Source organism: Shewanella indica (assembly GCF_033842865.1).
In the GTDB taxonomy this organism is placed as follows: Bacteria; Pseudomonadota; Gammaproteobacteria; order Enterobacterales; family Shewanellaceae; genus Shewanella; species Shewanella indica.
Window position 1 is genome coordinate 400,174 of record NZ_JAWXXR010000001.1, and the last position, 26,046, is coordinate 426,219.

General features: G+C 51.5%; 28 protein-coding genes. 15 read left to right on the forward strand and 13 right to left on the reverse strand.

The genetic code is table 11. The features are described from left to right. The first annotated feature begins 87 nt into the window (after positions 1–87). Positions 88–1,089: a tryptophan--tRNA ligase gene (gene trpS, locus SIL79_RS01905; protein ID WP_101095433.1), complete on the forward strand. Its 1,002-nt coding sequence runs from the start codon at positions 88–90 to the stop codon at positions 1,087–1,089. Between the two features lie 156 nt (positions 1,090–1,245). Further along, positions 1,246–1,659 carry an acyloxyacyl hydrolase gene (locus SIL79_RS01910; RefSeq protein ID WP_319618925.1) on the forward strand — a complete coding sequence of 138 codons (414 nt, stop codon included), beginning with the start codon at positions 1,246–1,248 and terminating at the stop codon, positions 1,657–1,659. Between the two features lie 24 nt (positions 1,660–1,683). On the opposite strand, the gene SIL79_RS01915 is transcribed toward SIL79_RS01910, so the two are convergent. Further along, the gene (locus SIL79_RS01915) at positions 1,684–1,941 is read right to left on the reverse strand and encodes a putative hemolysin (protein ID WP_039033146.1); all 258 of its coding nucleotides are present in this window, start codon (positions 1,939–1,941) and stop codon (positions 1,684–1,686) included. Between the two features lie 336 nt (positions 1,942–2,277). Between SIL79_RS01915 and SIL79_RS01920 the strand changes: the two genes are divergently transcribed. Further along, positions 2,278–3,813 carry an MFS transporter gene (locus SIL79_RS01920; protein WP_071475811.1) on the forward strand — a complete coding sequence of 512 codons (1,536 nt, stop codon included), beginning with the start codon at positions 2,278–2,280 and terminating at the stop codon, positions 3,811–3,813. Between the two features lie 136 nt (positions 3,814–3,949). Next, on the forward strand, positions 3,950–5,032 hold the full coding sequence (locus SIL79_RS01925; RefSeq protein ID WP_319618926.1) for a methyl-accepting chemotaxis protein: 1,083 nt from the start codon (positions 3,950–3,952) through the stop codon (positions 5,030–5,032). A gap of 15 nt (positions 5,033–5,047) precedes the next feature. On the opposite strand, the gene SIL79_RS01930 is transcribed toward SIL79_RS01925, so the two are convergent. After that, on the reverse strand, positions 5,048–5,761 hold the full coding sequence (locus SIL79_RS01930; protein ID WP_319618927.1) for a 16S rRNA pseudouridine(516) synthase: 714 nt from the start codon (positions 5,759–5,761) through the stop codon (positions 5,048–5,050). After that, a complete protein-coding gene (locus SIL79_RS01935; RefSeq protein ID WP_039033142.1) occupies positions 5,751–6,389 on the reverse strand; it encodes a helix-turn-helix transcriptional regulator in 639 nt (212 codons plus the stop codon). Before SIL79_RS01935 ends, SIL79_RS01930 begins: the two co-directional genes overlap by 11 nt. A 139-nt stretch (positions 6,390–6,528) precedes the next feature. On the opposite strand from SIL79_RS01935, the gene SIL79_RS01940 reads away from it, so the two are divergent. Both SIL79_RS01940 and SIL79_RS01945 read left to right on the forward strand, forming a co-directional pair. Then, positions 6,529–7,131: an NADPH-dependent FMN reductase gene (locus SIL79_RS01940; protein WP_039033141.1), complete on the forward strand. Its 603-nt coding sequence runs from the start codon at positions 6,529–6,531 to the stop codon at positions 7,129–7,131. A 50-nt stretch (positions 7,132–7,181) separates the two neighbouring features. Beyond that, entirely contained in the window at positions 7,182–7,601 is a 420-nt protein-coding gene (locus tag SIL79_RS01945; protein WP_233962687.1) for a VOC family protein, read from the forward strand. Positions 7,602–7,667: 66 nt separating this feature from the next. On the opposite strand, the gene SIL79_RS01950 is transcribed toward SIL79_RS01945, so the two are convergent. Together SIL79_RS01950 and SIL79_RS01955 are read right to left on the reverse strand one after the other, a co-directional pair. Further along, entirely contained in the window at positions 7,668–8,270 is a 603-nt protein-coding gene (locus tag SIL79_RS01950; protein WP_039033197.1) for a disulfide bond formation protein B, read from the reverse strand. Between the two features lie 11 nt (positions 8,271–8,281). Next, positions 8,282–8,704: a DsbA family protein gene (locus SIL79_RS01955; protein ID WP_234501210.1), complete on the reverse strand. Its 423-nt coding sequence runs from the start codon at positions 8,702–8,704 to the stop codon at positions 8,282–8,284. A 532-nt stretch (positions 8,705–9,236) separates the two neighbouring features. On the opposite strand from SIL79_RS01955, the gene SIL79_RS01960 reads away from it, so the two are divergent. The 4 genes from SIL79_RS01960 to SIL79_RS01975 all read left to right on the forward strand — a co-directional run bounded on the left by SIL79_RS01960 (position 9,237) and on the right by SIL79_RS01975 (position 13,958). Next, on the forward strand, positions 9,237–11,015 hold the full coding sequence (locus tag SIL79_RS01960) for an aryl-sulfate sulfotransferase (RefSeq protein ID WP_319618930.1): 1,779 nt from the start codon (positions 9,237–9,239) through the stop codon (positions 11,013–11,015). A 43-nt stretch (positions 11,016–11,058) separates the two neighbouring features. After that, positions 11,059–11,817: an outer membrane protein OmpK gene (locus SIL79_RS01965; protein ID WP_039033137.1), complete on the forward strand. Its 759-nt coding sequence runs from the start codon at positions 11,059–11,061 to the stop codon at positions 11,815–11,817. Between the two features lie 154 nt (positions 11,818–11,971). Beyond that, the gene (locus SIL79_RS01970; RefSeq protein ID WP_039033136.1) at positions 11,972–12,946 is read left to right on the forward strand and encodes a LysR family transcriptional regulator; all 975 of its coding nucleotides are present in this window, start codon (positions 11,972–11,974) and stop codon (positions 12,944–12,946) included. A 124-nt stretch (positions 12,947–13,070) separates the two neighbouring features. Continuing rightward, the gene (locus SIL79_RS01975; protein ID WP_144361566.1) at positions 13,071–13,958 is read left to right on the forward strand and encodes a universal stress protein; all 888 of its coding nucleotides are present in this window, start codon (positions 13,071–13,073) and stop codon (positions 13,956–13,958) included. 1 nt (position 13,959) lies between these two features. Here the strand turns inward: SIL79_RS01975 and folM are convergent, their stop codons facing one another. Further along, the gene (folM, locus tag SIL79_RS01980; protein ID WP_200887981.1) at positions 13,960–14,667 is read right to left on the reverse strand and encodes a dihydromonapterin reductase; all 708 of its coding nucleotides are present in this window, start codon (positions 14,665–14,667) and stop codon (positions 13,960–13,962) included. A 281-nt stretch (positions 14,668–14,948) separates the two neighbouring features. Here folM and SIL79_RS01985 point away from each other — a divergent pair, with 281 nt between their 5' ends. Next, positions 14,949–15,419 carry a DUF4920 domain-containing protein gene (locus tag SIL79_RS01985; protein WP_039033133.1) on the forward strand — a complete coding sequence of 157 codons (471 nt, stop codon included), beginning with the start codon at positions 14,949–14,951 and terminating at the stop codon, positions 15,417–15,419. Then, on the forward strand, positions 15,409–15,969 hold the full coding sequence (locus SIL79_RS01990) for a PepSY-associated TM helix domain-containing protein (RefSeq protein ID WP_082014224.1): 561 nt from the start codon (positions 15,409–15,411) through the stop codon (positions 15,967–15,969). The genes SIL79_RS01985 and SIL79_RS01990 overlap by 11 nt, the downstream gene beginning before the upstream one ends. An 83-nt stretch (positions 15,970–16,052) precedes the next feature. Here the strand turns inward: SIL79_RS01990 and SIL79_RS01995 are convergent, their stop codons facing one another. The 6 genes from SIL79_RS01995 to ung all read right to left on the reverse strand — a co-directional run bounded on the left by SIL79_RS01995 (position 16,053) and on the right by ung (position 22,933). Next, positions 16,053–18,056, reverse strand: a complete 2,004-nt coding sequence (locus SIL79_RS01995; protein ID WP_319618931.1) for a TonB-dependent receptor plug domain-containing protein — start codon at positions 18,054–18,056, stop codon at positions 16,053–16,055. 108 nt (positions 18,057–18,164) lie between these two features. Next, complete coding sequence (locus tag SIL79_RS02000) at positions 18,165–18,974, reverse strand: class I SAM-dependent methyltransferase (protein WP_039033132.1); 810 nt, start codon at positions 18,972–18,974, stop codon at positions 18,165–18,167. A gap of 40 nt (positions 18,975–19,014) precedes the next feature. Then, positions 19,015–19,755, reverse strand: a complete 741-nt coding sequence (locus SIL79_RS02005) for an ABC transporter ATP-binding protein (RefSeq protein ID WP_039033131.1) — start codon at positions 19,753–19,755, stop codon at positions 19,015–19,017. Beyond that, on the reverse strand, positions 19,752–20,759 hold the full coding sequence (locus SIL79_RS02010; RefSeq protein WP_071475806.1) for a FecCD family ABC transporter permease: 1,008 nt from the start codon (positions 20,757–20,759) through the stop codon (positions 19,752–19,754). Before SIL79_RS02010 ends, SIL79_RS02005 begins: the two co-directional genes overlap by 4 nt. Beyond that, positions 20,756–21,781 carry an ABC transporter substrate-binding protein gene (locus SIL79_RS02015; RefSeq protein ID WP_143078353.1) on the reverse strand — a complete coding sequence of 342 codons (1,026 nt, stop codon included), beginning with the start codon at positions 21,779–21,781 and terminating at the stop codon, positions 20,756–20,758. Before SIL79_RS02015 ends, SIL79_RS02010 begins: the two co-directional genes overlap by 4 nt. A gap of 483 nt (positions 21,782–22,264) precedes the next feature. After that, on the reverse strand, positions 22,265–22,933 hold the full coding sequence (ung, locus tag SIL79_RS02020; protein WP_233962681.1) for a uracil-DNA glycosylase: 669 nt from the start codon (positions 22,931–22,933) through the stop codon (positions 22,265–22,267). A gap of 332 nt (positions 22,934–23,265) precedes the next feature. Here ung and SIL79_RS02025 point away from each other — a divergent pair, with 332 nt between their 5' ends. Together SIL79_RS02025 and SIL79_RS02030 are read left to right on the forward strand one after the other, a co-directional pair. After that, a complete protein-coding gene (locus tag SIL79_RS02025; RefSeq protein WP_071475804.1) occupies positions 23,266–23,592 on the forward strand; it encodes a DUF3144 domain-containing protein in 327 nt (108 codons plus the stop codon). 189 nt (positions 23,593–23,781) lie between these two features. Then, positions 23,782–24,681 (forward strand): LysR family transcriptional regulator, encoded by a 900-nt coding sequence (locus SIL79_RS02030; RefSeq protein ID WP_264184785.1) that lies wholly within the window; start codon positions 23,782–23,784, stop codon positions 24,679–24,681. Here the strand turns inward: SIL79_RS02030 and SIL79_RS02035 are convergent. After that, positions 24,670–25,287: a LysE family translocator gene (locus tag SIL79_RS02035; protein ID WP_039033127.1), complete on the reverse strand. Its 618-nt coding sequence runs from the start codon at positions 25,285–25,287 to the stop codon at positions 24,670–24,672. The genes SIL79_RS02030 and SIL79_RS02035 overlap by 12 nt on opposite strands. A gap of 191 nt (positions 25,288–25,478) precedes the next feature. Here SIL79_RS02035 and SIL79_RS02040 point away from each other — a divergent pair, with 191 nt between their 5' ends. After that, complete coding sequence (locus SIL79_RS02040; RefSeq protein WP_039033125.1) at positions 25,479–26,021, forward strand: thioredoxin family protein; 543 nt, start codon at positions 25,479–25,481, stop codon at positions 26,019–26,021. The last annotated feature ends 25 nt before the right edge of the window (positions 26,022–26,046 follow it).

Consider the following 26,046-nt stretch of genomic DNA (forward strand, 5'->3'; position numbering starts at 1 on the left):
AGGTAAAATCATATCTTCCGGGCCGCCATAAGGCGGCCTTTGTGTATCTGTACGTCTTATGGCTCCGGCAATCTCAAGGAGAACAAGATGAAACAGATCATACTCACAGGCGACAGACCCACAGGCAAACTGCATATCGGCCACTATGTTGGTTCGCTCAGGCAAAGAGTCCAGGTTCAGGACGAATTCGATCAGAACGTAATGATCGCCGACTATCAGGCTTTGACCGACAACGGCCATAACCCGGCCAAGGTGACCGACAATATTCTCGAAGTCATGGCCGACTACCTGGCGGCCGGGTTGGATCCGGCCAAGACACGTTTTTGCCTGCAAAGCGCACTACCGGCGCTGTCGGAACTCACCTGTATCTACTTGAACTTGGTGACGGTTGCCCGGCTTGAGCGCAATCCCACAGTCAAGGCGGAGATCCAGCAAAAAGGCTTTGAGCGCAGCCTACCGGCGGGTTTTCTGGTCTACCCCGTCAGTCAGACCGCTGATATTACCGCCTTTCGGGCCACTCATGTGCCTGTGGGTGAAGATCAGTTGCCCATGCTGGAGCAAAGCAATGAAATCGTCCGTCGCTTCAACAATCTGGTGGGGGCCGAAGTGCTCAAGGAGTGTCAGGCGATTCTCAGTGACACAGGCCGTCTCCCGGGGCTCGACGGTAAAGCCAAGATGTCCAAATCCCTTGGCAATACCATAGAACTGGGAATGAGCAGTGATGAACTCAAGCAAGCGGTGTTTTCCATGTATACGGATCCCAACCATCTGAGAGTAGAAGATCCGGGTAGAGTCGAAGGCAACACGGTATTCAGCTATCTCGATGCCTTCCATCCGGACAAGCCCTTGGTAGCCGAGCTCAAGGCCCATTATCGCCGAGGCGGCCTCGGCGATATGAAGTGCAAAAGGATACTCAACGACTGCCTGCAGGAATTACTCGCGCCCATGCGGGAGCGGCGCAGGCAAGCCCTGGCAGACAAAGGGCAACTGCTGGCGATACTGCAAAAAGGTACGGAAGAAGCCAGAGCCATCAGTGATGCCGTACTGCAAGATGTCAAAGCCGCCATCGGGCTTAATCTGCTTCGCTAAACGATTGTTCACTCAGCCAAGAGTCTATAAGCCCGGCACTTGGCTGAGCCTCTCACAGAAACAACTCCCCCTGTTGGCACTCATACTAACCTTGATACTGCGAGCGCTATCCAGCCAGGCTGTTTTTTACTGGGCAGTTTATTGCAGTGCTGTATCATGCCAAGCTATGCCAACGCCGCCGAACAAAGTGTGGCAATCAACTATATCCATGGAGAAGGCCAGGCCAAGGGTAGCAAACTGGCTTATCAGCTGTATCTGGATCCCCTGAAACCTATCAGTGGAAATTTTGAACTGCCCCTGAAAGCCAGTATCAACTTTTGGGAATGCGGCGAAAATAACCAGCATGATGTCAATCATCTGCTGGCCATGTCACCCATATTGAAATACCCGCTGATGAGGGGACAATGGCTGGACTTTTATCTGGAGGCCGGGATAGGCTTTGCCTTCAAATTTGGCCGTGAGCGCAAACAGACAGGCTCCATCACCTACCTGCATTATTCCAATGCGGGCCTCAGCAAACCCAACCCAGGGCTCGACTTTGTCAACCAGGCCTATAGCTACCGTTTCTAACACCCTTTTAGGGGAGCGGGCCAATCAATTTAGCGGATGATTGGCCCGAAAATAGGCCCACTCTTCCACAATGCTGCCATCCGGCAGGTGACAATAGCCTACAGTGCCCTTTTGTTCCTGAACCAGCTCCAGCTTACCGCCGGATTCGACACAAAATACCGCTGCCGGATTAGGGCTTCCCACAGTATCTTTCAGACTCTCGGACCCGGTTTTTGCCGCCTCTTCAGAGCAGCCCCCCAACAGCAGCACAGTGCCCACAATCATTACAGTTAATACTCGCATCTTGGCTCCTTGCTCAGTCCCTTGGGCGCGCCCAATTGCCACCGCAGACTTTCCAGTATCAGCTCAAACAAACTCCAAGCTACAAGGAGATAGCAAGGTCTGCAAGCGAATGAGCCACTTATCCAAGTTAATGATTTGAAAGTTATGAATATTGTTAAAAGTAAGCAGCAATTTTTGCCAGGCAGATCATGATTTTTCCAATTTGATCAGGCTTGTTTTTTGGTGTTTGACAGTAAAGCGGGTAAAGTGTCGCGGTTATCACCTTTTTTGATACAAGGCATTAGCCTGCAATTGATAAAAGACCTACAAACATAATAATACAGACAAGGGAAGAGTATGAGCGACTCCAACTCCTGTGCAGGCAATGACCTGCGCGAAGTCAAGCAACTGGGAATGTGGGCCTCCATCGCCAGTTTAAGCTATATCTTCTGGCTGGTCGGCGGTATGGAACTGGTTGAACGTATCGCCTACTACGGCGTTAAGGCCAGTGCCGGACTCTATGCCAAGGCGCCGGCTTCCGAAGGCGGCCTAGGTATCAGCCTCAGCGATTACGGCATCATTATTTCACTCTGGGCCTTGCTGCAGACCTTTGTGCCGGTATTTACCGGCGGGCTCTCAGATAGGGTCGGCTACAAAGAGACCATCTTTGCCTCAACCATCATCAAGATCTGTGGCTACCTCTGTATGGCCTTCTTCCCCAGCTTCTGGGGCTTTTTGTTCGGTGCCATGCTGCTGGCGGCCGGTACCGGCATCTTCAAGCCCGGTATCCAGGGAACGCTGGTGCTGTCCACCAACCGTAACAACACCTCCATGGCCTGGGGTATCTTCTATCAGGTGGTGAATATCGGTGGCTTCCTTGGCCCCTTGGTGGCGGTGCATATGCGGCAGCTGTCCTGGGACAATGTATTCTACGCCTGCGCCGCCATTATCTCGCTCAACTTCCTGTTCCTGCTGACGTACAAAGAGCCGGGTAAAGAGCAACGCCTGGAACGGCAACGTAAGATCAAGTCCGGTGAACTCAAGCAGGAAATGCTTTGGAAAGATGCCTGGAGCGAACTGAAAAAGCCGGTAGTCATCTACTATATGCTGGTGTTTTCCGGCTTCTGGTTCCTATTCAACTCCCTGTTTGACGTGCTGCCTATTCATATTGCCGAATGGGTGGATACCAGCGTGATTGTCACCAGCCTGTTTGGCCCTGAAGGCACCAGCAACGGCATACTGCAATTCTGGCTCGGGCTGAACAACGAAGGTACCAAGGTCATGCCGGAAGGCATGCTCAACCTCAACGCGGGTCTGATTATGACCAGCTGCTTCCTGATAGCCGCTCTGACCGCCAAGTACCGTATCACCAGCGCCATGCTGGCCGGCTGTCTGCTGTCTATATTTGCCTTTGTGTTGATCGGTGCCACCCATGCGGCCTGGTTTATCGTGTTGGCTATCGCCATGTTCTCCCTCGGCGAAATGATGATAAGCCCGAAGAAGAACGAATTTATGGGCAATATCGCCCCCGAAGGCAAGAAGGCCATGTACCTCGGCTTTGTGATGTTGCCACAGGGCATAGGCTGGGGCCTGGAAGGCTATTTCGGCCCCAAACTCTATGAGATCTTTGCCTCCAAAGAGATCTTCTCCCGTGAGATGCTGCTGGATAAGGGCATGTCACAGAAGGATGTAGCCGCCATTCCGCAGGGGGAAGCCTTTCATAAACTGGTTGAGTTCACCGGCCAAAGTGGCCGCGAGCTGACTGAGATCCTCTACCAGAGCCACAACATAGGCATGGCCTGGTACATCATAGGCGCCATAGGCACCATTTCCGCCGTCGGCATCTATATCTACGGTAAGTGGCTGCTGAGAATGCAGCAGGCCCAAGCCTGATTGGAAACGCCACCTCAGGGTGGCGTTTTTTATATTGATTGTAAATGAGAGCTTGATCCCGCCAAGGGAACAGGCCAAAGTCTATGCTTAAAATAGCCATAAATAGAATGCAACTATTTGTATCCAAGGAAGTTTTATGCTTTTTAACCATCATCTTCACCGGCAGATAGATTCATTGAAACAGCGGCTCGATGAACAGAGCCAGCAGCACCAGGCGACACTGGAGCAATTGCAGCTACAACTGGGGCAGCTTAAACAGGAAAGGGACCAGGCACTGGCGCAAAACCGCGACTTCGCCGCCATGTTGGCCTGCCAGAACCAGGGCGGGCTCATGTTGCAATCGGTACGCGAGGCCATGGCCGAAGACGCCGGACGTCTGCTTGAGGAGCAAAGCAAACTGGAGCAACTCAACGCCCTGTTCGAGCAAACCCGCAGCGCCGTGACCAGATTGGGAGAGCGAGCCCATCTGCTCAGTTCTCAGTCACAGCATAGCCTGGGAACAGTGGCGCAACTGGATACCAGTACCCAAAGCATCAGCCAGTTTGTCAGCGCCATTCAGGGCATTTCGGCACAGACCAACCTGTTGGCACTCAATGCCGCCATCGAAGCCGCCCGCGCCGGAGAGGCAGGTCGCGGCTTTGCGGTGGTGGCCGATGAAGTCCGGCAGTTGGCGGCCAAGGCCAGTGACGCCAGCCAACAGATAGAGCAGTTGGTGCAACAGATCATCACTCAGTCAGAAAGCATACGAACCCTGACAGATGACAACCAAGGCTGCGCCGATGAAGTGGCCAGCTCGGCGGTGCAGATAGACACAGTGGTCACTCAGGTATTAGCGCAATCGGCGCAGATGCAACAGGTGATCAGCCATGCCGCGACAGTGTCTTTCCTCAACACCACCAAGCTGGATCACGCGGTATGGAAGCAGAATATCTATGAACTGCTGCAAAACCAGTGTTTTGATCAGCCGGTAAACAGCCACCATGACTGCCGTTTGGGTAAGTGGTACTACGAAGGACAAGGCGCCAGCCTCTATAGCTCACTCCCGGGGTTCCGCGAGTTGGAAGCGCCGCATGCATTGGTGCACGAAAGTGGCCGCCTGGCGCTGCAACAGGCCGCAGCCGGCAACACCACAGAGCAGGTAATGGCACTGCAACGGATGGAAGATGCCAGTATGCAGGTGGTACTTGCCATAGATAGCATTATCGCCGCAGTTCAGTAGCCGTCAGTAAAATCGTCAGTAAGCGACCGATTCCACCTCTTCCCGGGTCAACTCTCTGGCTTCGCCCTCGGCCAGAGAGTCATCCAGCATTATCTGACCTATCTGGCTGCGATGCAGCGCCAGCACAGGGTTACGAAAGCGGCCGAACATGCGTTTTATCTGGTGATACTTGCCTTCGGTGAGTATCACCTCGGCCTCATGGCTTGCCAACATTTTCAGCTCGGCCGGCGCTGTGATGACGTTTTCAAACTCAAAGAAAAATCCGTCCCTGAAAGCCTCGATATAAGTGTCATCCAGCGGATTGGCCAGACGCACCCGATAACGCTTGGCCTTGCTCGATGAAGGCAGGGTCAACGCCTGGGTCCAGCGGCTGTCATTGCTGAGCAGTACCAGCCCGGTACTCTGTTTATCCAGGCGGCCGGCGATATGCAGCCCCGGCACCAATGCTGCCGGGGGCAGGCAGTCGAGCACGGTTTTATGCTTGGGATCTTGGGTGGCGCTCACTACTCCGGCAGGCTTGTTCAGCATCCAATAGACAGGGTTTTGCCGCTGCAGCCATTGCCCATCGAGACGAATATGACTGAACTCATGAATAAGCCTGTCTGCGGCAAACACCTGCTCGTCATCGAGCCAAACCCGGCCATCGGCAAGCAATTGCCTGACCTGTTTGCGGGGAATATTCAGCTGCCCGGCAAGAAACCTGTCCAGTCGTCCCCTCTTACTGCGCATCGTTTAAGGCGCCTTTAGCTTCAATCCGATAAGCACAGCGACGTGAACCATCCAGGATATGTTCGCGGCGACTGATCTCCACTTCGGGCCCCAGCAACTGCCGGAACAGCGCCAACTCAGAGCGACAAAAGTTCTGGCAACTCGTGGCTGCCGCACAAATGGGGCAATGGTTTTCCAGCAGCCAAAAGCCGGTACTGTCCGCTTCAATCTGCGCCATATAGCCTTCACGGCTTCGGATCTCGGCCAGGCATTCCAGCTTATCGGCCAGGGAAGCGGCAGCGGCCATCTGGCTCGAATAGCTCTCGAGGCTTTGCTGCTCCCTGTGACTGATGAGTTTATCCAAGCCCTCGTCACCAAAGACCTGACGCACTGAAGTTATCAGCTGCAGACTCAACTCATCGTGACGGTCGGCAAACAGCGAGCGACTTTGCTCGGTCAACGTCCAATAACGCGCAGGCCTGCCGCGGCCTTCGGCTCTATCTTCTGTCCGCACCAGCCCCTCGGCTTCAAGGGCTTGCAGATGTTGACGCACCCCCATACTGGTCAGCCCCAGCTCAGCGGCCAGGCTCTGGGCCGTCTGGGCTCCGTTCAACTTGAGAATGTCGACTATCTTGTCTGTGGTCTTCATGGCACCTCCAGCGCTGATTATGCCCGGATCAGGACGCCGCATCCAGAATAAATAAACTTTTTTGTTTATTTTATCTTTACATTATTAAGTAAAGCACATACCTTATAAAATAATAAATAAACAAAAAGGTTTACTTAACATGAAATACCTAGTCGTCAGCGCCAGCCAACGTTTCCAATCCCAGAGTGCCAAGGTCGCAGAATTCATCACCCGGGAAATAAAGACCAAGCAGCTCGCAGAGGCGGAGCATTTGGAGCTCTGCGGTTTCAATCTTCCCTTCTGGGATGGTGAACAACAACACAAGGGCGCCGACTGGCAACGGATAGAAGCCAAGGTGACAGCAGCCGATGCTCTGGTGCTTATCACTCCGGAATGGGGCGGCATGGCGACACCTTTGTTGAAGAACTTTCTGCTGATGTGTGACAGCCAACATACGGCCCATAAGCCTGTGCTGCTGGTTGCAGTTGTCTCAGGCATAAGCGGCGCCTATCCCATCAGTGAATTGAGAATGAACGCCATGAAAAACAACAAACTGGTGGCCGTTCCGGATCATTTGATCGTCCGCGATGTCGAGAAAATGCTCAACCCCGAATGCGACAGCATCCGCGATGCCAGATTAAGAGAAAGGATCGGCTACAGCCTGCATATGTTGGCCCAGTATGCAGCAGCACTGGCACAGATACGTTTTGCCCACAGGGACGCCCCCTTTCCCAAACAACAGGAATATTGCTACGGCATGTAAACAAAGGCCCGAATAAGAAGGAAAAAGGGCAAATACCAAGGAGAACGCAAATGATACAACTGGAACATCTGAACCTGGTGGTCGCAGACCTCCCCAAGGCCCTGGATTTTTACCGCGCCGCCTTTCCTCACTGGCAGATCCGCTGCCAAGGAGAAGGAAGCTGGTATGGCAAGCCACGAAAATGGCTCCACTTCGGTGATGACTATCAATACCTGGCTTTCAGCGATAATGGCGAAGGCAATAACCGCGACTTGAGCGGTCATCAACCCGGGCTGGCCCACTTCGCCTTTGTCACAGCAGACATTGACGGGGTGATCAAGCGCCTGCAGGACGCAGGCTATAGCATAGATAAAGACGGTGCTGACGAGCCCTGGCGCCGCAATGTGTACTTTATCGACCCGGCCGGGTTTGAAGTGGAGTTTGTCCAGTACCTGAGCGATCTGCCAAAACAGCGCAATCGCCCTAGCTAAGGGCAGTCATAAATAGCCTTACAGGCTCCCTCGCCTTCGCTCACTGGGTGGGGGAGCCGCCTTGATTCACTTCTTGGCAAACAGACTGTATAACCAGCCCAGGGTGACGGCACCCAGCGCGAGGCTGAAAATGCTGTAGGCTATGATGCAATAATCAGCCATATTCATTCCCAGCAGTGACCAATCATCTTCTCCACAGCCCCCTGTCGGCGCAAACTCATAGGGTAACCATTCATGCAACGGTAACCCCAAGGGGAAATGCGGTTCGGTTGAACAAGCGGCACCACCGCCACCAGTAGCAAAGATATCGCCACCATCCAGCATGTGCGCAGCTGCATGTATCTGTTGCAGCTCAACTGACCAGAGCATCCCCTGGATCACACCATACCAAGCCAGCGCCAATCCCAAGACCTTGAGCCATTGACTGGAAGGCTTAATCGCCATGGCAATACCGGCAATCAAGATACAGCACTGACTAAAACGAATATAAACACAGAGCTCACAGGGATCCATGGCCAAAAACCACTGGAAATACCCCATTGCCGACAACAACAGAAACAGCGCAGCTCCGGCCATCAGCAACCACACACCTCTCTGAGCCTGCCAGCGGCCCAAGGTTGATAAAGGAGCCTGCTTAAACTCCCCAAACAAACGGCTAACAAGATTCATCTGCATTATCCTCACTTCTTGGACAATTCAAGGATCATTTCGTCCAGCATAGGCATACTGCGAATCGACTTGGTATTGATCAAATACTTGCCATTGACCACCAGCGCCGGGATCCCCTGGATTTTAGCGATGGCAATCCCTTGGTCCCACTTGGCCAAGAGTTGTTTCACTTCAGGGGTTCCCTTGAGACGGTTGAACTCTTCTTGCGAGATCCCAGCCTGACTCAGGCCAAAACGGATGAGCTCATCACCACTGGTAAACTTGGCCTTCTTATCGTGGATCCTGGCATATAAAGCCATTTTGGCAGCTTTATATTTGTCTTCACTTAACACCTTGGCCACCGCTAAGACCTCAGAGGCTTCGGCACCAAAAGGCGATTTACTGGAAATATGATAAGCATCGTAATCCACGCCGGAAGGCAAATTTCCAACCATTCCGGGAACAACAGACTTCTCATACTTGTAGCAGAACGGGCAGTTGACAGAAAAAATTTTGGTTACCTGTTTATTAGCCTGAAACTGAACATTTTCCGGTAAAACTTGATAATGGTTTCCTTCTTCCAAATCCAATGCCATTACATTGCAGCTTCCCAGTAGAAAAGCACCCACTACAAATTTTTTAATAAATTTCATTTTCGACCTCTTATCCATCAATCAGATTCAACCCCATAATGCCAATATAAAAACCAATCACAACAAGCCACTCCAGATAATTAATAACACTGTGAGTAACAACAAAATAAACAACAGAATTCAAATAAACCAATATGGATTTCAAAAAATAATGGATTACAAACAAACCAATAAGGTAAATCAATTTTTTTGAAGTTATAAGTCAAGACGTAAACAAGAGCACAAACAAAACATTAACCAAACATTAAAAACGCCAAATGTGACTATGGCCTCAAATTAAATTCCTCCGTTCAACTTAATTAATAAGCGTCTATTAAAAACAAAGGATGATGATATGAAAAAGTCACTCACTTCATTGGCTGTGGTATTAGGTATTGGTTTATCAGCCTCTGTCTCTGCTGCTGGTTTTTACCCAGCACCGCCAGCTGGAAACTTAGGAGGGATTATTGTCAACCCCTATGGTAATTCGCCACTCACTGCCTTAGTCGATTTGGGTAGCAAGCGAGTGTCCAATGTTAGCGTTACCGTGGCCGGAAAAGGTAAGAATGGAGTCAGTATTTCCTATCCGGTCGGTCCCAAAACTATTAACAGACATGACGGTATTCCTATTTTCGGTCTGTATGCCGATTATAAGAATCAGATCAGTGTTAACTTCACTCTAGATGGTAAAAAATATAGCGATAAATATGAAATTCTCACCAGTGCACTCGAGAACAAGTACATAGATAACCGTAATATTACTTCGATGCAGGAAGTAAAGGTCAAGAAAGTCGATAAAAACTTTAAAGACAGACTGTTAATGGTGAACTCTCATACCATGGTATTCCAAGGTTCAGATCTGCACTGGTCCGGAGTCAAGAGTAAGGATGCCGGTATTTTCGAGTCGACCCCAGCATTGGGCGCCATGACATTCGACATGGCCCCTCTTACTTATATCATTGATACACAAGGTGAAACACGTTGGTGGTTGGATCAGGATGCCACCTATAATGGCCGTGATATCGACGTAAACAAGCGCGGCTATCTGATGGGATTGAGAAAGGATGGCCGCGGTAATCTGAGCTTTGTCCAAGGTCAACATTTCGGATATCTGGACTTGATGGGTAAGATAGTCGACTTCAAGATCCCAAGGGGCTATCAGGACCTGTCCCATGAAAGCATAACCATGCCCAATGGCAACCTATTACTCAGGGGCGCCAAGACCAACTATGTCAACCCACAAGGGGACAAGGTGCATACCGTCAGGGACCATATCCTCGAGGTAGACCAACAGGGGAATTTGGTTGATGTCTGGGATCTCAATAAGATTCTCGATCCCTACCGTGATGCCTTGCTCAAGGCCTTGGATATGGGCGCTGTTTGCGTCAACGTGGATCTCGACCATGCCGGTCAAGCCGCCGGTGAAATGAAGATAGATGCTCCCTATGGCGATATTCCAGGTATAGCCGCAGGTCGTAACTGGGCCCACGTCAACTCCATTTCCTACGACCCCAAAGATGACGGCATCATTCTGTCGCTGCGCCACCAAGGGGTAGTGAAGATCACCCGCGATAAACAGGTCAAATGGATCCTCACCCCCAGCATAGGCTGGAAGGGAGAACTGGCCAAAAAGCTCCTTAAGCCCGTCGATGCCAAAGGCAAGGCCATTGCTTGCTCTGAGCAAGGTGATTGCCAAGGCGACTTTGACTTCACCTATACCCAGCACACAGCCTGGCTGAGCAGCAAAGGCACCTTAACTGTGTTTGATAACGGTGATGGTCGCCACTATACCCAACCCGCTTTACCCACCCAGAAATACAGTCGCTTTGTGGAATATAAAATCGACGAAAACAATATGACAGTGCAGCAAATCTGGGAATACGGTAAAGAACGGGGCTACGAGTGGTATAGCCCTATCACCTCCAACGTGGAATACGTTGCCGACCACAACACCATCTTTGGTTTTGGTGGCTCTATCAATCTGTTTGAGCCCGGCAGAGTCACAGGCAAATTCAATGAGATTGATTACCGCACCAAGGAAGTGAAACTGGAAATCGACGTTCTCTCCGACAAGGCTGGCCAGCCCCATTATCGTGGCCTGTTTATTGAACCGGCGAAGATGTTCGGACGTTGATTTGACTCTAACGGCCGGGAGCTTCCCGGCCTAAGGTAACACTATGTTAGTAAGGACTTCATTACTGCGGCTATTGCCCTTGTTGCTGCTGATCCCCACGGCCCAAGCAGAGGTATTCCAACAACAAAATGGCATCAAAGTCGGCTATGAACACCTGTTGGATGTCAAGGACAACAACCCTAATCTCTATAGTCAGAGTTACCTCAGCTTTACCAACACTACCCGCGCCAGTTGGGGCGATTTTGCGGCTTGGCTGACACTGGAAAACCCCCTGGACGACAACGACAATCAGCAAGGCGAAAAGGCCGGCGCTACCGTCAAGTCCTGGCTAAAGCTGGACTACAATCTGGGAGATAGTTCCTTTAACCTTTGGCTGCAGTCTTTTACGGCCAACAATAAACACCGTACCGAAGAAAACTTCTACTACGGCTTGTCTTACGACATTCAGTGGCAGAAGCTTAAAGGAACCATGGCGATTGGCGCCCATTACGCCTGGGGCGATATGGATGCCTCTAAGCAAGACTTTAATGGCAGCAGTGGTTATGCCGCAGTGGTGCAGATAGCATATCCTATAACTCAGGAATTACTGGGTAAATTTTACTTTGAAACCCAATTTGATCGCAGTGATGAACAAGTAACAACTTTCCTTTATCGGGATTCTGGTTATCAAGCAATTTTGGGGTTGGATTATCAACTCCTACCTCAAGCCTCAGCTTCATTGGCATATAAGTATCGAGATGCTTGGGGAGGTTCAATTCATCATGGAGGAGAACTGTTATTTGAGTTAGGATATCAATTTTAAAAAAAACAAATAAACAACACAAAAAGTATGCCAAAGGTAATAAGGATCACATTATTACCTTTGGCAATGTTAAAATACATATCACTCTTGATGGACGCGGGTCACAGTAAATCTCCATTTTATATACTATCTTGTATAAAAAGGGGAGCCGACCATGAATAAAGCCGACATAAACAATTTATCACTAATTCACCTTCAACTAATAAGGCTTATCCTGGAGCATGGAAATGCCAGTATTGCTGCTCAAGAATTAGGGTTGACTCAATCTGGAATCAGCTATCATATAAAAAAAATAAGACAGATATTTAATGACGAAATGTTTGTCAGAACAAAGTACGGCTTCACCCCAACAGAAAAGTGCAACAAAATTAAAAGCACTGTTCAGGATATTATATTAAGAATTGAAGATGATCTGCTAAACAGTTGTGACTTTTCGCCTATGAATATCGATAAGGAAGTCTGGCTTGCGGCCGATAATACTATCTGCAACTGGTTTCCAGAGTTAATAGAACAAGCCAATCAAATCGCTCCTAGAATGATACTTTGTACCCGCAGTTGGAATCAAAATAGTTTTGATGAAATTCTCACCGGCTCTATCAACTTTGGCATTCACGTTAACCAAACCTCGCTCAGTTCTCTCTACAAGGTAGATCTGCTACCCTGTTGCAGGTATTTCTTTATGCGTCATGATCATTACCTGGCGAAGAAAGGACATATTGATCTAAAGGATCTACTGGATTTCCCCGTGGTATTGCACGACTTGTGCGGTTTCAACTCTTATGGTCAATCCCTGATCGAAAAGACCATGAAGCTCAAATTTCCACACTTCAAGATCAGAGCTAAAATTAGCAGCATCAGTGAGATAATCGAAGTCCTCAAGAGCAGTAACGCCCTGGTGTATACCTCGGCACTGGCTTTCCCTCTGGAAGAAATAGGTACTGAGCTTTGTGTACTGGAAGCACCAAGCAGTCTATCCGATGTCGAGTTTATTTATAAACTGTATATCTCTTCCGCTCGCTACGGCTCAGTGGAGTCCGACTGGTTAATCAGCTTTATCAGCGAATCATTCCGTCATTTTGCCTGCCGTAAATATCAGCTGCTGGAGTCACTGATCTGCAACCAAGTCTAAGCAACCAAACAGAGCAAAAGCCACTATTGACAGGCGTTTCAAGAGCAAAAGGATCTGATGGCGCAGCCTGGTATAGCTAGACTTATACGAAGCCAAGATTAGACTTGGCTTCGAGGATAGCGTCATGAGTGTCTTTACACGCCTGCTGGCCGTTTCAGACGACAGCAATAGAGGAAAACTGGCCCTGAGAAAGGCTGTGCAACTGGCCAATGCCAGCCATGCCGAGCTCACACTGCTCAGAGTCAAAACCCCCCAGTATCAGGGTATTGGTCAGTGGTTACAGCAAAAAGTACATCCCCAGCCCTTGGTTTCCCATCTAAGGGAAAAACGCCCCCATTATCCATCGAGAGAGTTGAACCTTTGCGTGAAGCAATGTCAGGCCAAAGATCTGCCTACCGCCATTCTTATTGAGCTCAAACAAGCACATTACGATCTGCTGTTGGTAGAACATCACAGTTACTCAGCCCTGCAGTGTGAGTTGGGCCATACCTATGACTGGCAACTGCTGCAACGTGTGTCTCTGCCGGTGATGTTTGTCAGCGACTCTCCCTGGGAACAACAAGGGTCGTTGCTGGCGGCTTTGGAGCTGGATGAAGACACGGAAGATCATGCCCATTTCAATCACAGGTTGTTGCAACAAGCCAATGAATTTGCCGGATTACTTAAACAAAAATTACATCTGCTCAATTGCTATCAGGAAGCCGACATCAGCATGGCCTTCGATAACCTATTACCCGGCTGTCGCTCACTGAAAGACAATCAATGGCATAAACTGCGACAGGTTGCCAGGCCTTTGGCTTTGAGTGACGAACAGTTGCATCTGGCCAGCGGCATGCCGGATCATGTAGTACCGGAAGCCGCTCAAAAATGGCACAGCAACATAGTTATCATGGGGGCGGCAGAGCACAGGGGCTTGTTGAGTGAACTCAACGGCCACGCCTCAGAGCAGATGCTCAATCAACTGCGCTGCGATGTACTGGCGTTAAAACCCAGTTGCCCCTTGCTGCATTAAATCACTTCAGCGGCCGCCCACCATCAAGTGATAGAGTGCGGCCCGTTATATAGCGGCTGGTCATCAGATACTTCACCGCGGTCAGCATCTCCTGCTCGCCGCCCTCTTTAGGCAATAATGCCTTGGCAAGCGCCTTTTGCCGGTAGGCCGTGTCATCCTGCTCATTGAACAGCATCAGTGCCGGTGCTATGCCGTTGACCTTGACACCCGGCGCCAGCTTGGCGGCAAATGACAGGGTTAAATTATCCAGCGCCGCCTTACTGGCGGCATAGGCTATGTGCTTCTTACTGCCCTTCTGCGCCACATAATCGCTGATGTGGATGATATCTCGGCTGCCTATCTCATCTGTCTGCAGTAGCGGCGCCAGTGCCAGATTCAACTGATAGGGCACGGAGGCGTGGATCTGCATCATGCTGTCAAAAACCTCTGCGGCATCTATGTCAGGCCGCTCCGGCATCCAATCCGAGGCGTTGTGAATGATTGCCCGCAGAGACTCATGCTTGCTTTTTACCTCGGCAATAAAGGCTTTGATCTCGCTATTTTGCAAAAGATCCACTCGATACAGCTCAGCGCCCGCTGCCTTGAGATCGTCGATAGCAGCATAGTGGCTGCGATAAGTGCCGATAAGTGGGTAGCCCTGAGCCATCAAATCCTTGGCCATTGCCAGTCCCAGACGCTTTCCTATGCCGGTGATCAAAATAGGCTGCATGTATTTTCCTTTCATGTGTCAGTCACACTATTGTTTCACGTTAGGCCGCACTCTGACCAGTCTCGGACAGTGCTCTAACCTGGGCGCAGATGCTAATCTGAACATATTGGAAACCCTATGAAAATAAACAGATAACCTTGACTAATCGGCAAAGTGCCAACTCGCTCGCATATTTGAATTTCAAAGCCATAAATACTGCTACACCTGTGCTCGCTTCAACAGTATCGCCATACAAATACCCAGTATTATCAATTAAAAATTCAACTACAAAGGTCACTCCCATGCGTCTCAATCAGTTAATCTTATTGGTAGCCCTGTTTATTTCCCCTCTGGCCTACAGTGCCAACAGCCTGTTTGGCAAAGCGGTCGATCTGAATATCTTAGTGCCCATTTCCACATTGATGGCATCGCCGAATGACTATCTGGGTAAGGAACTCACAGTGGAAGGCACCATAGTCTCAGTGTGCAGTAAGCGAGGCTGCTGGATGGAGCTGGCAACCGACGACAGCTTTGATCGTTTGAGAATCAAGGTTCGTGACGGTGAGATGGTCTTTCCCATCAGTGCCAGAGGGCAAAAAGCCTATGCTACCGGAGCTTTAGAGGCAATTGAGCTGGATCTCGAACAAACCCGCGCTTATCTCGGACATCAGGCCCTGCAACACAACAAACCTTTCGATCCCGAGTCTATTACTCAAGCCGTGACTTTCTATCAGTTGCATCCATACGGGGTCGAGATCCGTGATGCTGAATAATAAGCTGCGCAAAAGGATACGTTTATTACACAGAGACATAGGGTATCTGTGCATAGGCATGACTCTGGTGTATGCCATTTCGGGAATTGCCGTCAATCATATCAATGACTGGAACCCCAACTATCAGATAACCCAAAGCGAAAGCCGTGTCGAAGGGCTGAGTCCTTCACTGGGTAATAATGACATTCAAAGCCTGTTGAGCAGGCACTTTTCACTGCAGGATAATATCCGCAGCGGTTACCGCGCCAGCGCCACCGAGTACCAACTATTTCTCAAAGACGGCAGCCTGCTGAGCGCCAACCTGGTATCCGGCAGTGTCTCGGCCGAGATGGTAAACAACAGGCCATTGTTGCAGGCGCTCAACTATCTGCACCTCAACCATGCCCGTGACGCCTGGACTTGGATTGCCGACATCTATGCCGCCATGCTGCTGTTTTTGGCATTATCTGCGCTAGTGATGTTGCGTAGCAGTAACGTGATGAAAAGCCGCAAGACCTGGCTGACACTCACAGGTATCCTACTGCCATTGCTGTTTATTCTGCTGCGCTAACGCTCTCTGAGCAAAAAACGCTAGCAGATAACAAAGAACCCGGTCATAGCCGGGTTCTTCCGTTTTCTGTCCCCTTGAAGAGCTTAACGACCGAAACGGTATTCCACTCCCAACCAATAGTTACGTCCCTCCTCGGGGAAGCCCTCACTGTAGGCGTAGTTACGGTCAAACAGATTATTGACCGAGGCATTAACACTCAGCCCCTGCCAGAGACGGTAATCGAAGCGAATGCCGGTCACGCCAAAGCCACTGGCTACCTGAGTGCCTCTGGAGCTGCTGAGGCTGTCGCTGCGAGCTTCCTGACTCAGGATGATGTCCAGCTTATCCAGCGGGGTCAGCTTAACCCAGGCAAAGAGTTGATGATCCGGCAGGCCGGTAACATCAAGCTGTTCATCCTCAACATCGGCGTGAATATAGCTGTAGCTCAGGCCTACACTGGCCCAATCGCTGAGATCGCCATAAAGCCCCAGATCCAGCCCGCTGTAATCTACCCTGCCGCTGTTGCGGTTTTGGATAAGCGTCGGGGTGATGTTATGGGTCAAAATCGCATCGGACACCCGGTTATAATAGACACTGCTGTCCAGTTGCCAGTTAGCGGCCAGAGTTGTCTGATAACTGAGTTCCAGGTTAGTCGCCCGCTCAGGCTCCAAATGCGGGTTGACTATGGCAGTTTGGCCATAGGCGGGCCTGAAAGTGGTGTAGCGTTCTTTCAATGTCGGAAAGCGACTGCGCTGGGATAGAGACAGTTGCAGTGTATCCAGGTTATCCAACTCATAACGGGCCATCACTTGCCAATTGAAAGCGTGCTGCGAGTTGTCTTCATAGCGGGTCAGGCTGCCATCCTTTTCATGTTTGTAGCCTTCAAGGCTCTTGCGGGAGTCATAGCTGATGCCCCCAACCAGATCCAGGTTCTCTCTCAGGGCCCATTGATACTCCACTGCCGCCGACAGGGTTCTGTCCTTGTACTTGTCAAACTCCCCCCCTGGCTCCCCCTGTTCCTTGTGCAGATCTTCCTTCCAGTGAGCGGCAAACGACAAGATATCGTCTTTGCGCATATCGATACTGAGCTGCAGACCGGCACCATTGCTGGCATCGTCATAATGACTGTAGGGGCCTTTTTGTTGCTGCAGGTTTTTCAGGCTCTTGTATATCCTCAGGGTGTTTTCAAATTCATCGCGATAGAGGCGACTGTGCAGCACAACCCCGGGGATGAACTCTGTATAGCCGCTGTAGTAAAAGCTCTGTTTGTCGTACTGCGGCCACTGCCAATAGGTAGGGCGAATATCGGCTTCAGTGCCGGCATAAGGCGGACTGTTCTTTTCCCCTTCCTGGCGGATATAAGTAAAAATGTACTCGTCTGTTTCATTGGGAGTCAGCCCCAATTTGGCGGTGCCGCGGCTATCGCTGTATGCCGAGTTGGCGCGTTTGCCGTCACTGCCGGCGATCGGGTTGTCGTTATCGTGGGACAGGCCAACAAAGTCTTTGTCCAGCTTATTGCCGCTCAATTGGATAAAGCCCCAATCATTACTGCCGGCCAGGCTGGCATCCAGGCTATAACCGTTGTCCTCTCCACGGGCCCAACCTTGAGAAGCGCTCAGTTGTGCTTCAAAGCTCTTCTTGGGTCTGCGGGTCGTCAGGTTGATGGCACCGCCCATCATATTCGGTCCCTGCAGCAAAGAAGCATACCCCTTGGAGACTTCCACCGAGGCCAGATCCGACGCCAAAAAACGCCCCAAGTCCAGATTACCGTCATAGGGGATGTAAATCGGGACTCCATCAAAAAACAGCGGTACCTGCCTACTATCAAAACCCCGAACCTTAACCTGTACCTCGTTACGACGACCGGATTTTTGCAGGCTAACCCCGGGAATAATATTCAGCGCCTCTGCCACGTTCTGCTTATTCAGCATCTTGATGGTGTCTTGATTGACACTGTCCTGATTGGCGGCAATCGGGCTGCCCCAGACACTGATCCTTTCTATTTTGGTTTCGTTTTTACTCTCAGGTTCAGCCACGCTGCCATCGGCAAGCGCCAACGGAGAAGCCAGCATCAGCGGCAGAATAGAGTAATAGTGCTTTGGTTTCATACTACAGACCTTCAACATCCAATCGATATATAAATCTCTATATATCGATAATTAAAAAAATACCCGGAGCTCGGTGCGAGTCCGGGCAATAACTAATCAGACTCTGACTCAGGACAGGGGAGTCGCATCCCAATAGACCATGGCCCAGCTGCGATCGCCGGTTCGCAGCGGTTTGTCCTGTTGCTTATGACGCTGATAATACTCTTGCAACCGCAGTTTTTCGGGTTCATCCAGCGGCCCCAGCGACCAGGCAACGTTGTCTTCAAACTGAGCGTAACTCTCAGCCTGGTTCATGCAACCACTGGACTCGATGAAGTCCACCTTGGGCTTAATACCCATCTGCTGCAAAATATTCACCGCATACAGATAGTTAGGCAGAGTCACCACCTTACGACCTATGGCTTGAATAATGGCGGGGTCGATAAAGGTTGAGCTGACTGTATGTGTGGTATAAACCCTTTTGCGGGCCTGACGATTGAGCTTTTCCAGGGCACTCTTGAGGCAGCCCACCAGAGTCGAGCGCGACGCTACTGCGATATCACACACGGGGATATCACTCCAATCATCTTCCCAGGCTCTCTTAATCAGAGTGACATTGCTCAAACCTTCCGCATCGGCGCGGCGTTTGGCCACTTCCAACATGCCGCTGCTGTAATCCAGGCCATAGACGGCCTGCATCTTGTCGGCCAGCCCCAGACACACTGAGCCAGGGCCACAGCCCATATCCAAAAGCGTGTCGCAATCACTCAAGTCCATCAGCTTGAAAAAGCCCTCCAAGTAACTGTCCTTGGGTCTGGCGCAGTTTTCGGCCATCTTTTCCGCGCGCTTGTCCCAATGTTCGGCACTCTTGTGGCTACGTTCAGCCCTTTGCAGGTGCTCGCGGTACATGGCGGCAAAGTCCAGCTCTTCTATTATCATGAAATCACCTTGCTTAAAATTTAGCGCTCCCGTCAACACCTCAAAGGTGCTCGGCAATCGCAGATTCACTGACGCCATAGAGCTGCGCCAGTCCTGATACTTGCAACTGCCCGGCCACTGCGCCTTGTCTCAGGCCATGACCGGGTTCCACCAAGGCCACGCTATCGGCCAACAGCTCGGCATGACGTGGATGGTGAGTCGACATCAATACTGCGATTCCCTGCTGCTTGAGTCGTTTAACCTGAGCCAGCAACTTGATTTGATTGCCGAAATCCAGGCTGGCGGCCGGTTCATCCATCACCAGCAGTCTTGGCGATTGCAATAGGGCCCTGGCAATCAATACCAGTTGTCGTTCGCCGCCGCTTATCTGATCCATGGCGCAATCGGCCAAGTGAGCTATATCCAACTGCTTCAAAGCCGCCAACGCCCGCTTCTGCTCATTGGCGCCGGGCACGGCAAACGGCCCCAATCGCGACTGGCAGCCCATGAGCACCATTTCCAACACCCGAAATGAAAAACGGCTCAACTGCGCCTGCGGCACATAGGCCATCTGCTGTGCCAGCTCGCGCTGCGACCATTGATGAATTTGCCTGCCGGCTATCTTTATCTCACCGGCCAGTGGTTGCAGCAAGCCAAGCAGCGTTTTCAATAAGCTGGTCTTGCCGCTGCCATTACAGCCGAGCAAACAGACGATTTCAGCTTCCGGCAAACAAAGCTCTACATTTGCCAGCAAAGGCTTACCGGCATAGCCCACTGTGACGCCTTGCATGCTGGCGATCATTGGCCCCGACCTCCGCCTCTTAACAGTAAAAACATAAAGAAAGGCGCGCCGATACACGCGGTTAAAATCCCCAGCGGCAACTCGATTGGCGCCAGAGTGCGCGCCAGAGTGTCGGTCAGCAGCAACATAAAGGCACCCAGTAGCATGGACATGGGCAACAAGCGTCTGAAATCGGCGCCCACCAGCAGGCGGGCTATATGCGGCACCACCAGCCCAAGCCAACCTATGATACCGGCGATGGATACCGCCGCCGCAGTCAGCAAAGTAGCCGCCAAAATAAATATCAGCCGGGTTTTCGCTATATTAAGCCCAAGACTGCTGGCCTCATCGTCGGCCAGGCTTAACAGATTCATACGCCAGCGCAGCAGCATTAACGGTACCAAGCCCAGCAACATGGGCAGCAAGCTGGACTTCAGGTCTGCCAGCGTAATATCCGACAACCCACCCATCAGCCAGAAAGTAATGGAAGGTAACTGACTGTAGGGATCGGCCAACAATTTCATCAATGAAATACCGGCGCCACACAAGGCGCCAATAGCTATGCCCACCAGAACCAAAGACAATACTGGATCGCCCTGACGACTGAGCCGCGCCAGCAGACAAACCAGAGCCACCACCAGCAAACCGCCGAGAAAGGCAAACAGCTGGATGTTGTAAACCGGTAAGTCCAGGTAGATGCCCAGAACAGCCCCCAGGCCAGCCCCGGCGGAAACGCCCAGAATATCAGGTGATACCAGAGGGTTACGGAACATCCCCTGATAGGCGGCGCCACTGGCGGCCAGACCGGCTCCTATCATAAGCGCCGCCAAAATTCTGGGCAGCCGCAAATGCCAAAAGACACTGATACTCTTGCTGTCCAGGGCGGCAACATCGCCGCCGATAGCATGCCATAGCGCTTGGCCCTGCTGCACCAGGCTAAGCGGATACTGGCCACTGGCCGCAGCAAAACAGAGAATACCGAGACAGATCCCGGCCGCCAGTGGGTATTTAATTCTGTCGTTCATGCGGAGCGCAGCAGATTGGCAGCCTGCTCTCCACTCAGCTCACTGTGGTAAAAATCGCGGTAGAAATCCTTAACCAATGCTTGCTTGGCCTGCTCATCAGCGCCGGATAAAAGCAGTCTAAGATAACTCATGCCCAGCAACCGGTTTATTCCCGGCGGTGAGTCAATCCAACCAAAGGGCTTGTTCGGCAACCAATAGACCCGCTGATTACGCACAGCCGCCAGCGTGCCCCAGACCGGGTCTTGACGAATATGGCGGATAAAGGCGGGATCCTGACTTATGATTAGCTCAGGCTCCCAGGCCATTAATTGCTCCAAAGAGACTTTGGCCAAGCCGCGGTAGTCACCGGCCTTGGCGACATTCTTAAGCCCAAGCTGCTCTATGGCTTCGGTATGAATGGAACCTGTAACTCCGGTTTCAAGCCCTGTCGCCCCGCGGCCGAAGTAAAAAGAGAGCGGCTCCCCCAAACTGCGGCCAAACTCTCTGGCATCACTGAGTATTTCGGCCGTACGCTTGGCAACAAAATCGGCTCGCTCGTTGACTCCCAATACCTGCCCCAATTTTCTCAGCTGTGCCGGAGTACCTGCGAGTGAGCCATCGAGCAGCAAAAACGGCACGCCGCTGATGCGTTCCACCTTTTGTGCCATCGACTGGTAGTTTTGGCTGAGGTTGCCATAGTCAACAACAAGATCGGCATCCAGAGTCATCAGCTTTTCCAACGAAAGACTGGCATTGCGGCCCACCAAACGGCCCAGTCTGGGCTTTTGCCACAGACTCGGAGCAAATCCATGCTGTTGTAACAAAGCCGGCTTGAGATGGGCGTAGCCGAGCAGTTTTTCCGGACTCAAGGCCAGCAACAGCAGATCAGCCGGCCCGCCGGCACTGATCACCCGCTTGATATCTTTAGCCTGTGGCAGCGACAATTGCCCATTTGGGGTCAACTCAGTTCCATTGGCCAGCATGGGCAAAAAGGCCAACAAGCCTAGACTTAAGCCGCCCTTAATAACACTCCTTCTATCCAATCTTGTTATCCTCACCGCCAATCGATATATACAAAAATATACAGCGCTGAAAATTACCTTTATCCACCCACTTTGGCAATGGATGGAGATCACAATTAAAAGATTTGCAACAGCGAACACTTAAAAACGCTATACAAGCGCGTGGAAGAAATAACTTAAAAGGCAGATAGTTATCTGGCAAACATAGACAAGGGTATCCGCACCGGCTCCTTTCTCGAACCAGTCAATAACACAATCAAATTATGGTCTTGCTGCTCAGGAATTATCAAGGCAGATCTGTGGCTTCATCCTATGTTCCCATAGATGCATTCGGGGCTGGTTGAGCATTATGGGGCAGGAGCGTGCAGACCTCAGTCGCCGCTCCGGCGCAGCATATAATTTATGTCGGCACACTAGCGTACCTTGATGAAATAGTCCGGCACTGCTGGCCTGCGCGGCGCAGTTCAAAGTTTACAGAATCAAAAGGGAGTCTGGGGATACGTCCTATACCTGCCAGTCTATTTCCACTTGCTGCCACTGCTTGAGTTGCTGATTGATGGCCGAGAAATGGCCACAACCAAAGAAACCGCGATAGGCAGAAAGAGGTGAAGGATGCGGGCCGCTTAAGATCTTGTGCTGCGGCGCCCTGATAAGTTTGCCTTTCTTAATGGCATGACTGCCCCAAAGGACAAAAATAATCGGTTCTTCACGCTGATCGAGCAGCTGCAGCGCCCTGTCGGTGAAGGTTTCCCAGCCCGCTTTGGCATGGGAGTGCGCCTTGCCCTGTTCCACTGTCAGCACAGTGTTGAGCATCAAGACCCCTTGTTTGGCCCAGTTTACAAGATGGCCGTGATCCGGGATTGTGAATCCTGGGATGTCAGTCGCCAGTTCTTTGTACATATTGACCAGCGAAGGTGGCGCCTTCACCCCAGGTTTGACCGAGAAACACAGGCCATGGGCTTGCCCTGGGCCATGGTAAGGATCCTGACCGATAAGCACCACTCTCACCTTGTCCAGCGGTGTCAGTTCAAAGGCACTGAACACCTCGTCTTCAGGAGGAAAGATGGCCTTGCCGGCGGCGCGCTCTGCGGCGACAAACTCACTGAGTTGCTGAAAATAAGGGACCTGTTGTTCGGCGGCAATAAATGCCTGCCAGTCAGTGGAAAGCGCCATGGTGATAATCCTCTGCGTAAAAGAGGCCATAGCTTAAGAGTGCCGACTGCGGGATACAAGCGCCGAGCATAGACTCTGAGGCCTGTATTCGAAGGAACCCGAGTCAATTTTGCAAGCCAACCTTTTGAAGTGTAAGCCAAGATACCCCACGGACACAGACTTGAGTGACAGCAACTGCCGCAACGGTTGAAGCCACTTTTTACCCAAATGCCAAGAACTTTGCCCCAAGGCGCGGGGATTCAGATCCCAATCACCAATATTTTTCCTTGGCATAGCGCCTTTTTAGGTTAGAATCGGCCCTCAATCTTTGGCTTAGCAAGAGCGAATATAATATGTCAGATGCCAACAACCAAACCACCATATTCCAGTTAGCAGATCAGTTTATCGCCCTCGCCAATGAACTGACCCAGCAAGAAGGCGACGTCGGCAAGGTTGGCACCGCCCTGAGATTTGCCGCCGCCCGCTTCAACGCCTTTGAAGCCTCGATCAAGTCTGCCGATCTGGGCGCCGAAAAAGCCAATGCCCTGGAGTGGTTTACCGCCGAATATCGCGACATGTTGGATGACAACCTGGAAGATCACATTGCCAACCCTCCAGTAGTCAACAACGAAGAAACTACCGAAGCGGCCGATAATGCCGTGCAGCAATTCAAGATCTAGGCTCAGTTTATTGCAGCTGCGGGGCCTGGTCCCCGCACTATTACACCATTCCGGCTTTCCCCTTCTCGGTCTCGTCAGCGCATCACAACCTCTGTTTCTTCCGCGACACTTTCAAAATTTATTTGAATATCTGCCAATTACAGGCATAAATACCAGAGTCATCAACAGGACTATTCTGGGTAACCGCGCATGATACGAGCATTGCAGGACTTGAAAATATTCAGCGAAACCGCCAGACAGGGCAACCTGTCGCGGGTGGCACAACAGCTTGATCTGACTCCAGCCGCCACCAGCGCTGCCATCAAGCGCCTTGAGGCCCAACTCAACACTGTGCTCTTTGTCCGCTCTACCCGCAGCCTGCGTCTGACTCAGGAAGGCGAAATCTTTCTGCAGCACTGCAATGAAGCCCTGAATATTCTCGATAATGGCTTTCAGGCGATTCAACAAGGTCGGAGCCTGCTCAAGGGCAAGTTACAGTTGTCATTGCCATCGGATCTCGGCCGCAACCGCTTGCTGCCGATATTGGATGAATTTATGGAACGCCACCCACAGGTGAGTATCAGGGTGCAGATAAGCGATCGCCTGACGGATATCTATCGCCAACCCGTCGACCTAGTGATCCGCTACGGGCTGCCAGCCGACTCGGCGCTTATCGCCCTGCCGCTTTGTCGCCAAAATGACAGGGTGCTGTGCGCCTCGCCCGACTATATTGCCAGGTTCGGTGCGCCGGGCAGCCCGGAGGAACTGGCAAAGCACAACTGCCTGTGCTTTATGCTGGCCGATGCGACTCACAGCAAGTGGCTTTTTCAGTCACAGTCGGGCCAAATCACTGTGCAGGTCAAAGGCGATAGAGTCGCCGATGATGGCGAGTTGGTACGGCGTTGGGCCGTGGCCGGCAAAGGCATAGCCTACAAGTCACGGCTCGATATCAGTGAAGAACTGAAAAATGGTCAACTACTACAACTCTGCCCCGAGTGGCGCGGTGAAGAAGCACCACTCAATATGCTCTGCGCCGACAGACGCCAGCTCAGTCCTTTGGTTATCGCCCTCAGGGAACATCTCGAGCAGGCATTGCAATCACAGCAGTGAATAGATCACCCGCCCGGCCAACAGGATAAGCACCAGGCCGCTAAGGCGGTCAATCAACTGTGCCTTCTCTCTCAGCTTGGGTAACACCTTGGGCTGAGACAACAGGAAGGCTATCAGAGTGTACCAGAGTCCATCCACCAGCATGGGGGTCAAGACTATGATGCCTCGCCCCAGCAGGCTGTCTGCGGCGGCGACAAACTGGCTGAACAAGGCCAGGAAAAACAGCAAAATTTTCGGGTTAAACAATGAAATGGCAATACCGTCACGGGCGGCTGTCAGCATGCTCGTCGGCTTGCCGGCACTAAGCTTTTGCTGCATTCCGCCCTTGGATTGCAGTGCCTGAATTCCAAGCCAGGCGAGATAAAGCGCCCCCAATAAGGCGATGCCATTAAACAGCAAAGGGGTGTGTTTCAACACCACAGCCAAACCCAGCAGAGTGATAAAGGCGTAAACACCTATCCCCAAAGAGTGTGCCCAGGCGCAGGTAATACCGCGACTGCGACCGCCCCCCAAGGTGTGGCGCACCACCATGGCCAGGCTCGGCCCGGGTGACATGGCCCCCAAACACGAGATAGCCACCAGTCCCAACCAGTCACTCCAATTCATTGTTTCCCCTCGATGAAACCCACACCATTTAGCCCTGTTTTGTGGCCCACAAAAGACAAGTACCATCCGCAACAGGTTGGTCAATATACTCTATGAAGCCAGCGCTTTCGAGCCGCCAATTTTCAATTAGTTTTAAGGCTTGCTGACTATACTGGGCGCCCTTATAGCTCCCTACCCCCATTGAGGCCCGGATGATACTTACTCTCAGCATGCTGGCTCTGCTCAGCCTGATAGCAGTGATTGTGCTGCTGTTAATCAAAAAACGCCGCGGCGCCAAGATCCCCATGGCGGTGATCCTGGTGTTGGGAGGAATGGCTTTTTGTGTCGCCGCCGTGGTCAGTTTTGTGTATCGCGGCGAAGATTATGAGGCTTACCGGGAACTGCATTGGCAAACCTTAGACAGCCAGGCAATCCCGGCTCTGGTGGCCGAAGGCAAAACAGTCGTCATCGATGTGAGTGCCGATTGGTGCCTGATTTGCCAGGCCAACAAGGCCAATGTGCTCCATCGGGAGCAGATTGTCAGAGCGCTGGCCGAGCCGAATATTGTATTGATGCGCGGCGACCTCAGTAAGCCCAACCCGGCGGTATCCAACTATCTCAGCTCCCAGGGCGTTGCCGGAGTGCCTTATAACCGCATCCATGGCCCGGCCGTGCCCGAGGGAGTCGTGATGCCCAGCGTCCTGACGGTCAATGATCTGCTCAAGGTGCTGGCTCATGTTCAAGCCAGGCAGTAAGGCACGATATATCGTGCCTCTATAC

Excerpts from the sequence above, each read along its gene's own strand:
- trpS (WP_101095433.1), top strand. The coding sequence starts at position 88 with ATGAAACAGATCATACTCACAGGCGACAGACCCACAGGCAAACTGCAT.
- SIL79_RS01910 (WP_319618925.1), top strand. The coding sequence starts at position 1,246 with ATGCCAAGCTATGCCAACGCCGCCGAACAAAGTGTGGCAATCAACTAT.
- SIL79_RS01915 (WP_039033146.1), bottom strand. The coding sequence starts at position 1,941 with ATGCGAGTATTAACTGTAATGATTGTGGGCACTGTGCTGCTGTTGGGG.
- SIL79_RS01920 (WP_071475811.1), top strand. The coding sequence starts at position 2,278 with ATGAGCGACTCCAACTCCTGTGCAGGCAATGACCTGCGCGAAGTCAAG.
- SIL79_RS01925 (WP_319618926.1), top strand. The coding sequence starts at position 3,950 with ATGCTTTTTAACCATCATCTTCACCGGCAGATAGATTCATTGAAACAG.
- SIL79_RS01930 (WP_319618927.1), bottom strand. The coding sequence starts at position 5,761 with ATGCGCAGTAAGAGGGGACGACTGGACAGGTTTCTTGCCGGGCAGCTG.
- SIL79_RS01935 (WP_039033142.1), bottom strand. The coding sequence starts at position 6,389 with ATGAAGACCACAGACAAGATAGTCGACATTCTCAAGTTGAACGGAGCC.
- SIL79_RS01940 (WP_039033141.1), top strand. The coding sequence starts at position 6,529 with ATGAAATACCTAGTCGTCAGCGCCAGCCAACGTTTCCAATCCCAGAGT.
- SIL79_RS01945 (WP_233962687.1), top strand. The coding sequence starts at position 7,182 with ATGATACAACTGGAACATCTGAACCTGGTGGTCGCAGACCTCCCCAAG.
- SIL79_RS01950 (WP_039033197.1), bottom strand. The coding sequence starts at position 8,270 with ATGAATCTTGTTAGCCGTTTGTTTGGGGAGTTTAAGCAGGCTCCTTTA.
- SIL79_RS01955 (WP_234501210.1), bottom strand. The coding sequence starts at position 8,704 with ATGGTTGGAAATTTGCCTTCCGGCGTGGATTACGATGCTTATCATATT.
- SIL79_RS01960 (WP_319618930.1), top strand. The coding sequence starts at position 9,237 with ATGAAAAAGTCACTCACTTCATTGGCTGTGGTATTAGGTATTGGTTTA.
- SIL79_RS01965 (WP_039033137.1), top strand. The coding sequence starts at position 11,059 with ATGTTAGTAAGGACTTCATTACTGCGGCTATTGCCCTTGTTGCTGCTG.
- SIL79_RS01970 (WP_039033136.1), top strand. The coding sequence starts at position 11,972 with ATGAATAAAGCCGACATAAACAATTTATCACTAATTCACCTTCAACTA.
- SIL79_RS01975 (WP_144361566.1), top strand. The coding sequence starts at position 13,071 with ATGAGTGTCTTTACACGCCTGCTGGCCGTTTCAGACGACAGCAATAGA.
- folM (WP_200887981.1), bottom strand. The coding sequence starts at position 14,667 with ATGCAGCCTATTTTGATCACCGGCATAGGAAAGCGTCTGGGACTGGCA.
- SIL79_RS01985 (WP_039033133.1), top strand. The coding sequence starts at position 14,949 with ATGCGTCTCAATCAGTTAATCTTATTGGTAGCCCTGTTTATTTCCCCT.
- SIL79_RS01990 (WP_082014224.1), top strand. The coding sequence starts at position 15,409 with ATGCTGAATAATAAGCTGCGCAAAAGGATACGTTTATTACACAGAGAC.
- SIL79_RS01995 (WP_319618931.1), bottom strand. The coding sequence starts at position 18,056 with ATGAAACCAAAGCACTATTACTCTATTCTGCCGCTGATGCTGGCTTCT.
- SIL79_RS02000 (WP_039033132.1), bottom strand. The coding sequence starts at position 18,974 with ATGATAATAGAAGAGCTGGACTTTGCCGCCATGTACCGCGAGCACCTG.
- SIL79_RS02005 (WP_039033131.1), bottom strand. The coding sequence starts at position 19,755 with ATGATCGCCAGCATGCAAGGCGTCACAGTGGGCTATGCCGGTAAGCCT.
- SIL79_RS02010 (WP_071475806.1), bottom strand. The coding sequence starts at position 20,759 with ATGAACGACAGAATTAAATACCCACTGGCGGCCGGGATCTGTCTCGGT.
- ung (WP_233962681.1), bottom strand. The coding sequence starts at position 22,933 with ATGGCGCTTTCCACTGACTGGCAGGCATTTATTGCCGCCGAACAACAG.
- SIL79_RS02025 (WP_071475804.1), top strand. The coding sequence starts at position 23,266 with ATGTCAGATGCCAACAACCAAACCACCATATTCCAGTTAGCAGATCAG.
- SIL79_RS02030 (WP_264184785.1), top strand. The coding sequence starts at position 23,782 with ATGATACGAGCATTGCAGGACTTGAAAATATTCAGCGAAACCGCCAGA.
- SIL79_RS02035 (WP_039033127.1), bottom strand. The coding sequence starts at position 25,287 with ATGAATTGGAGTGACTGGTTGGGACTGGTGGCTATCTCGTGTTTGGGG.
- SIL79_RS02040 (WP_039033125.1), top strand. The coding sequence starts at position 25,479 with ATGATACTTACTCTCAGCATGCTGGCTCTGCTCAGCCTGATAGCAGTG.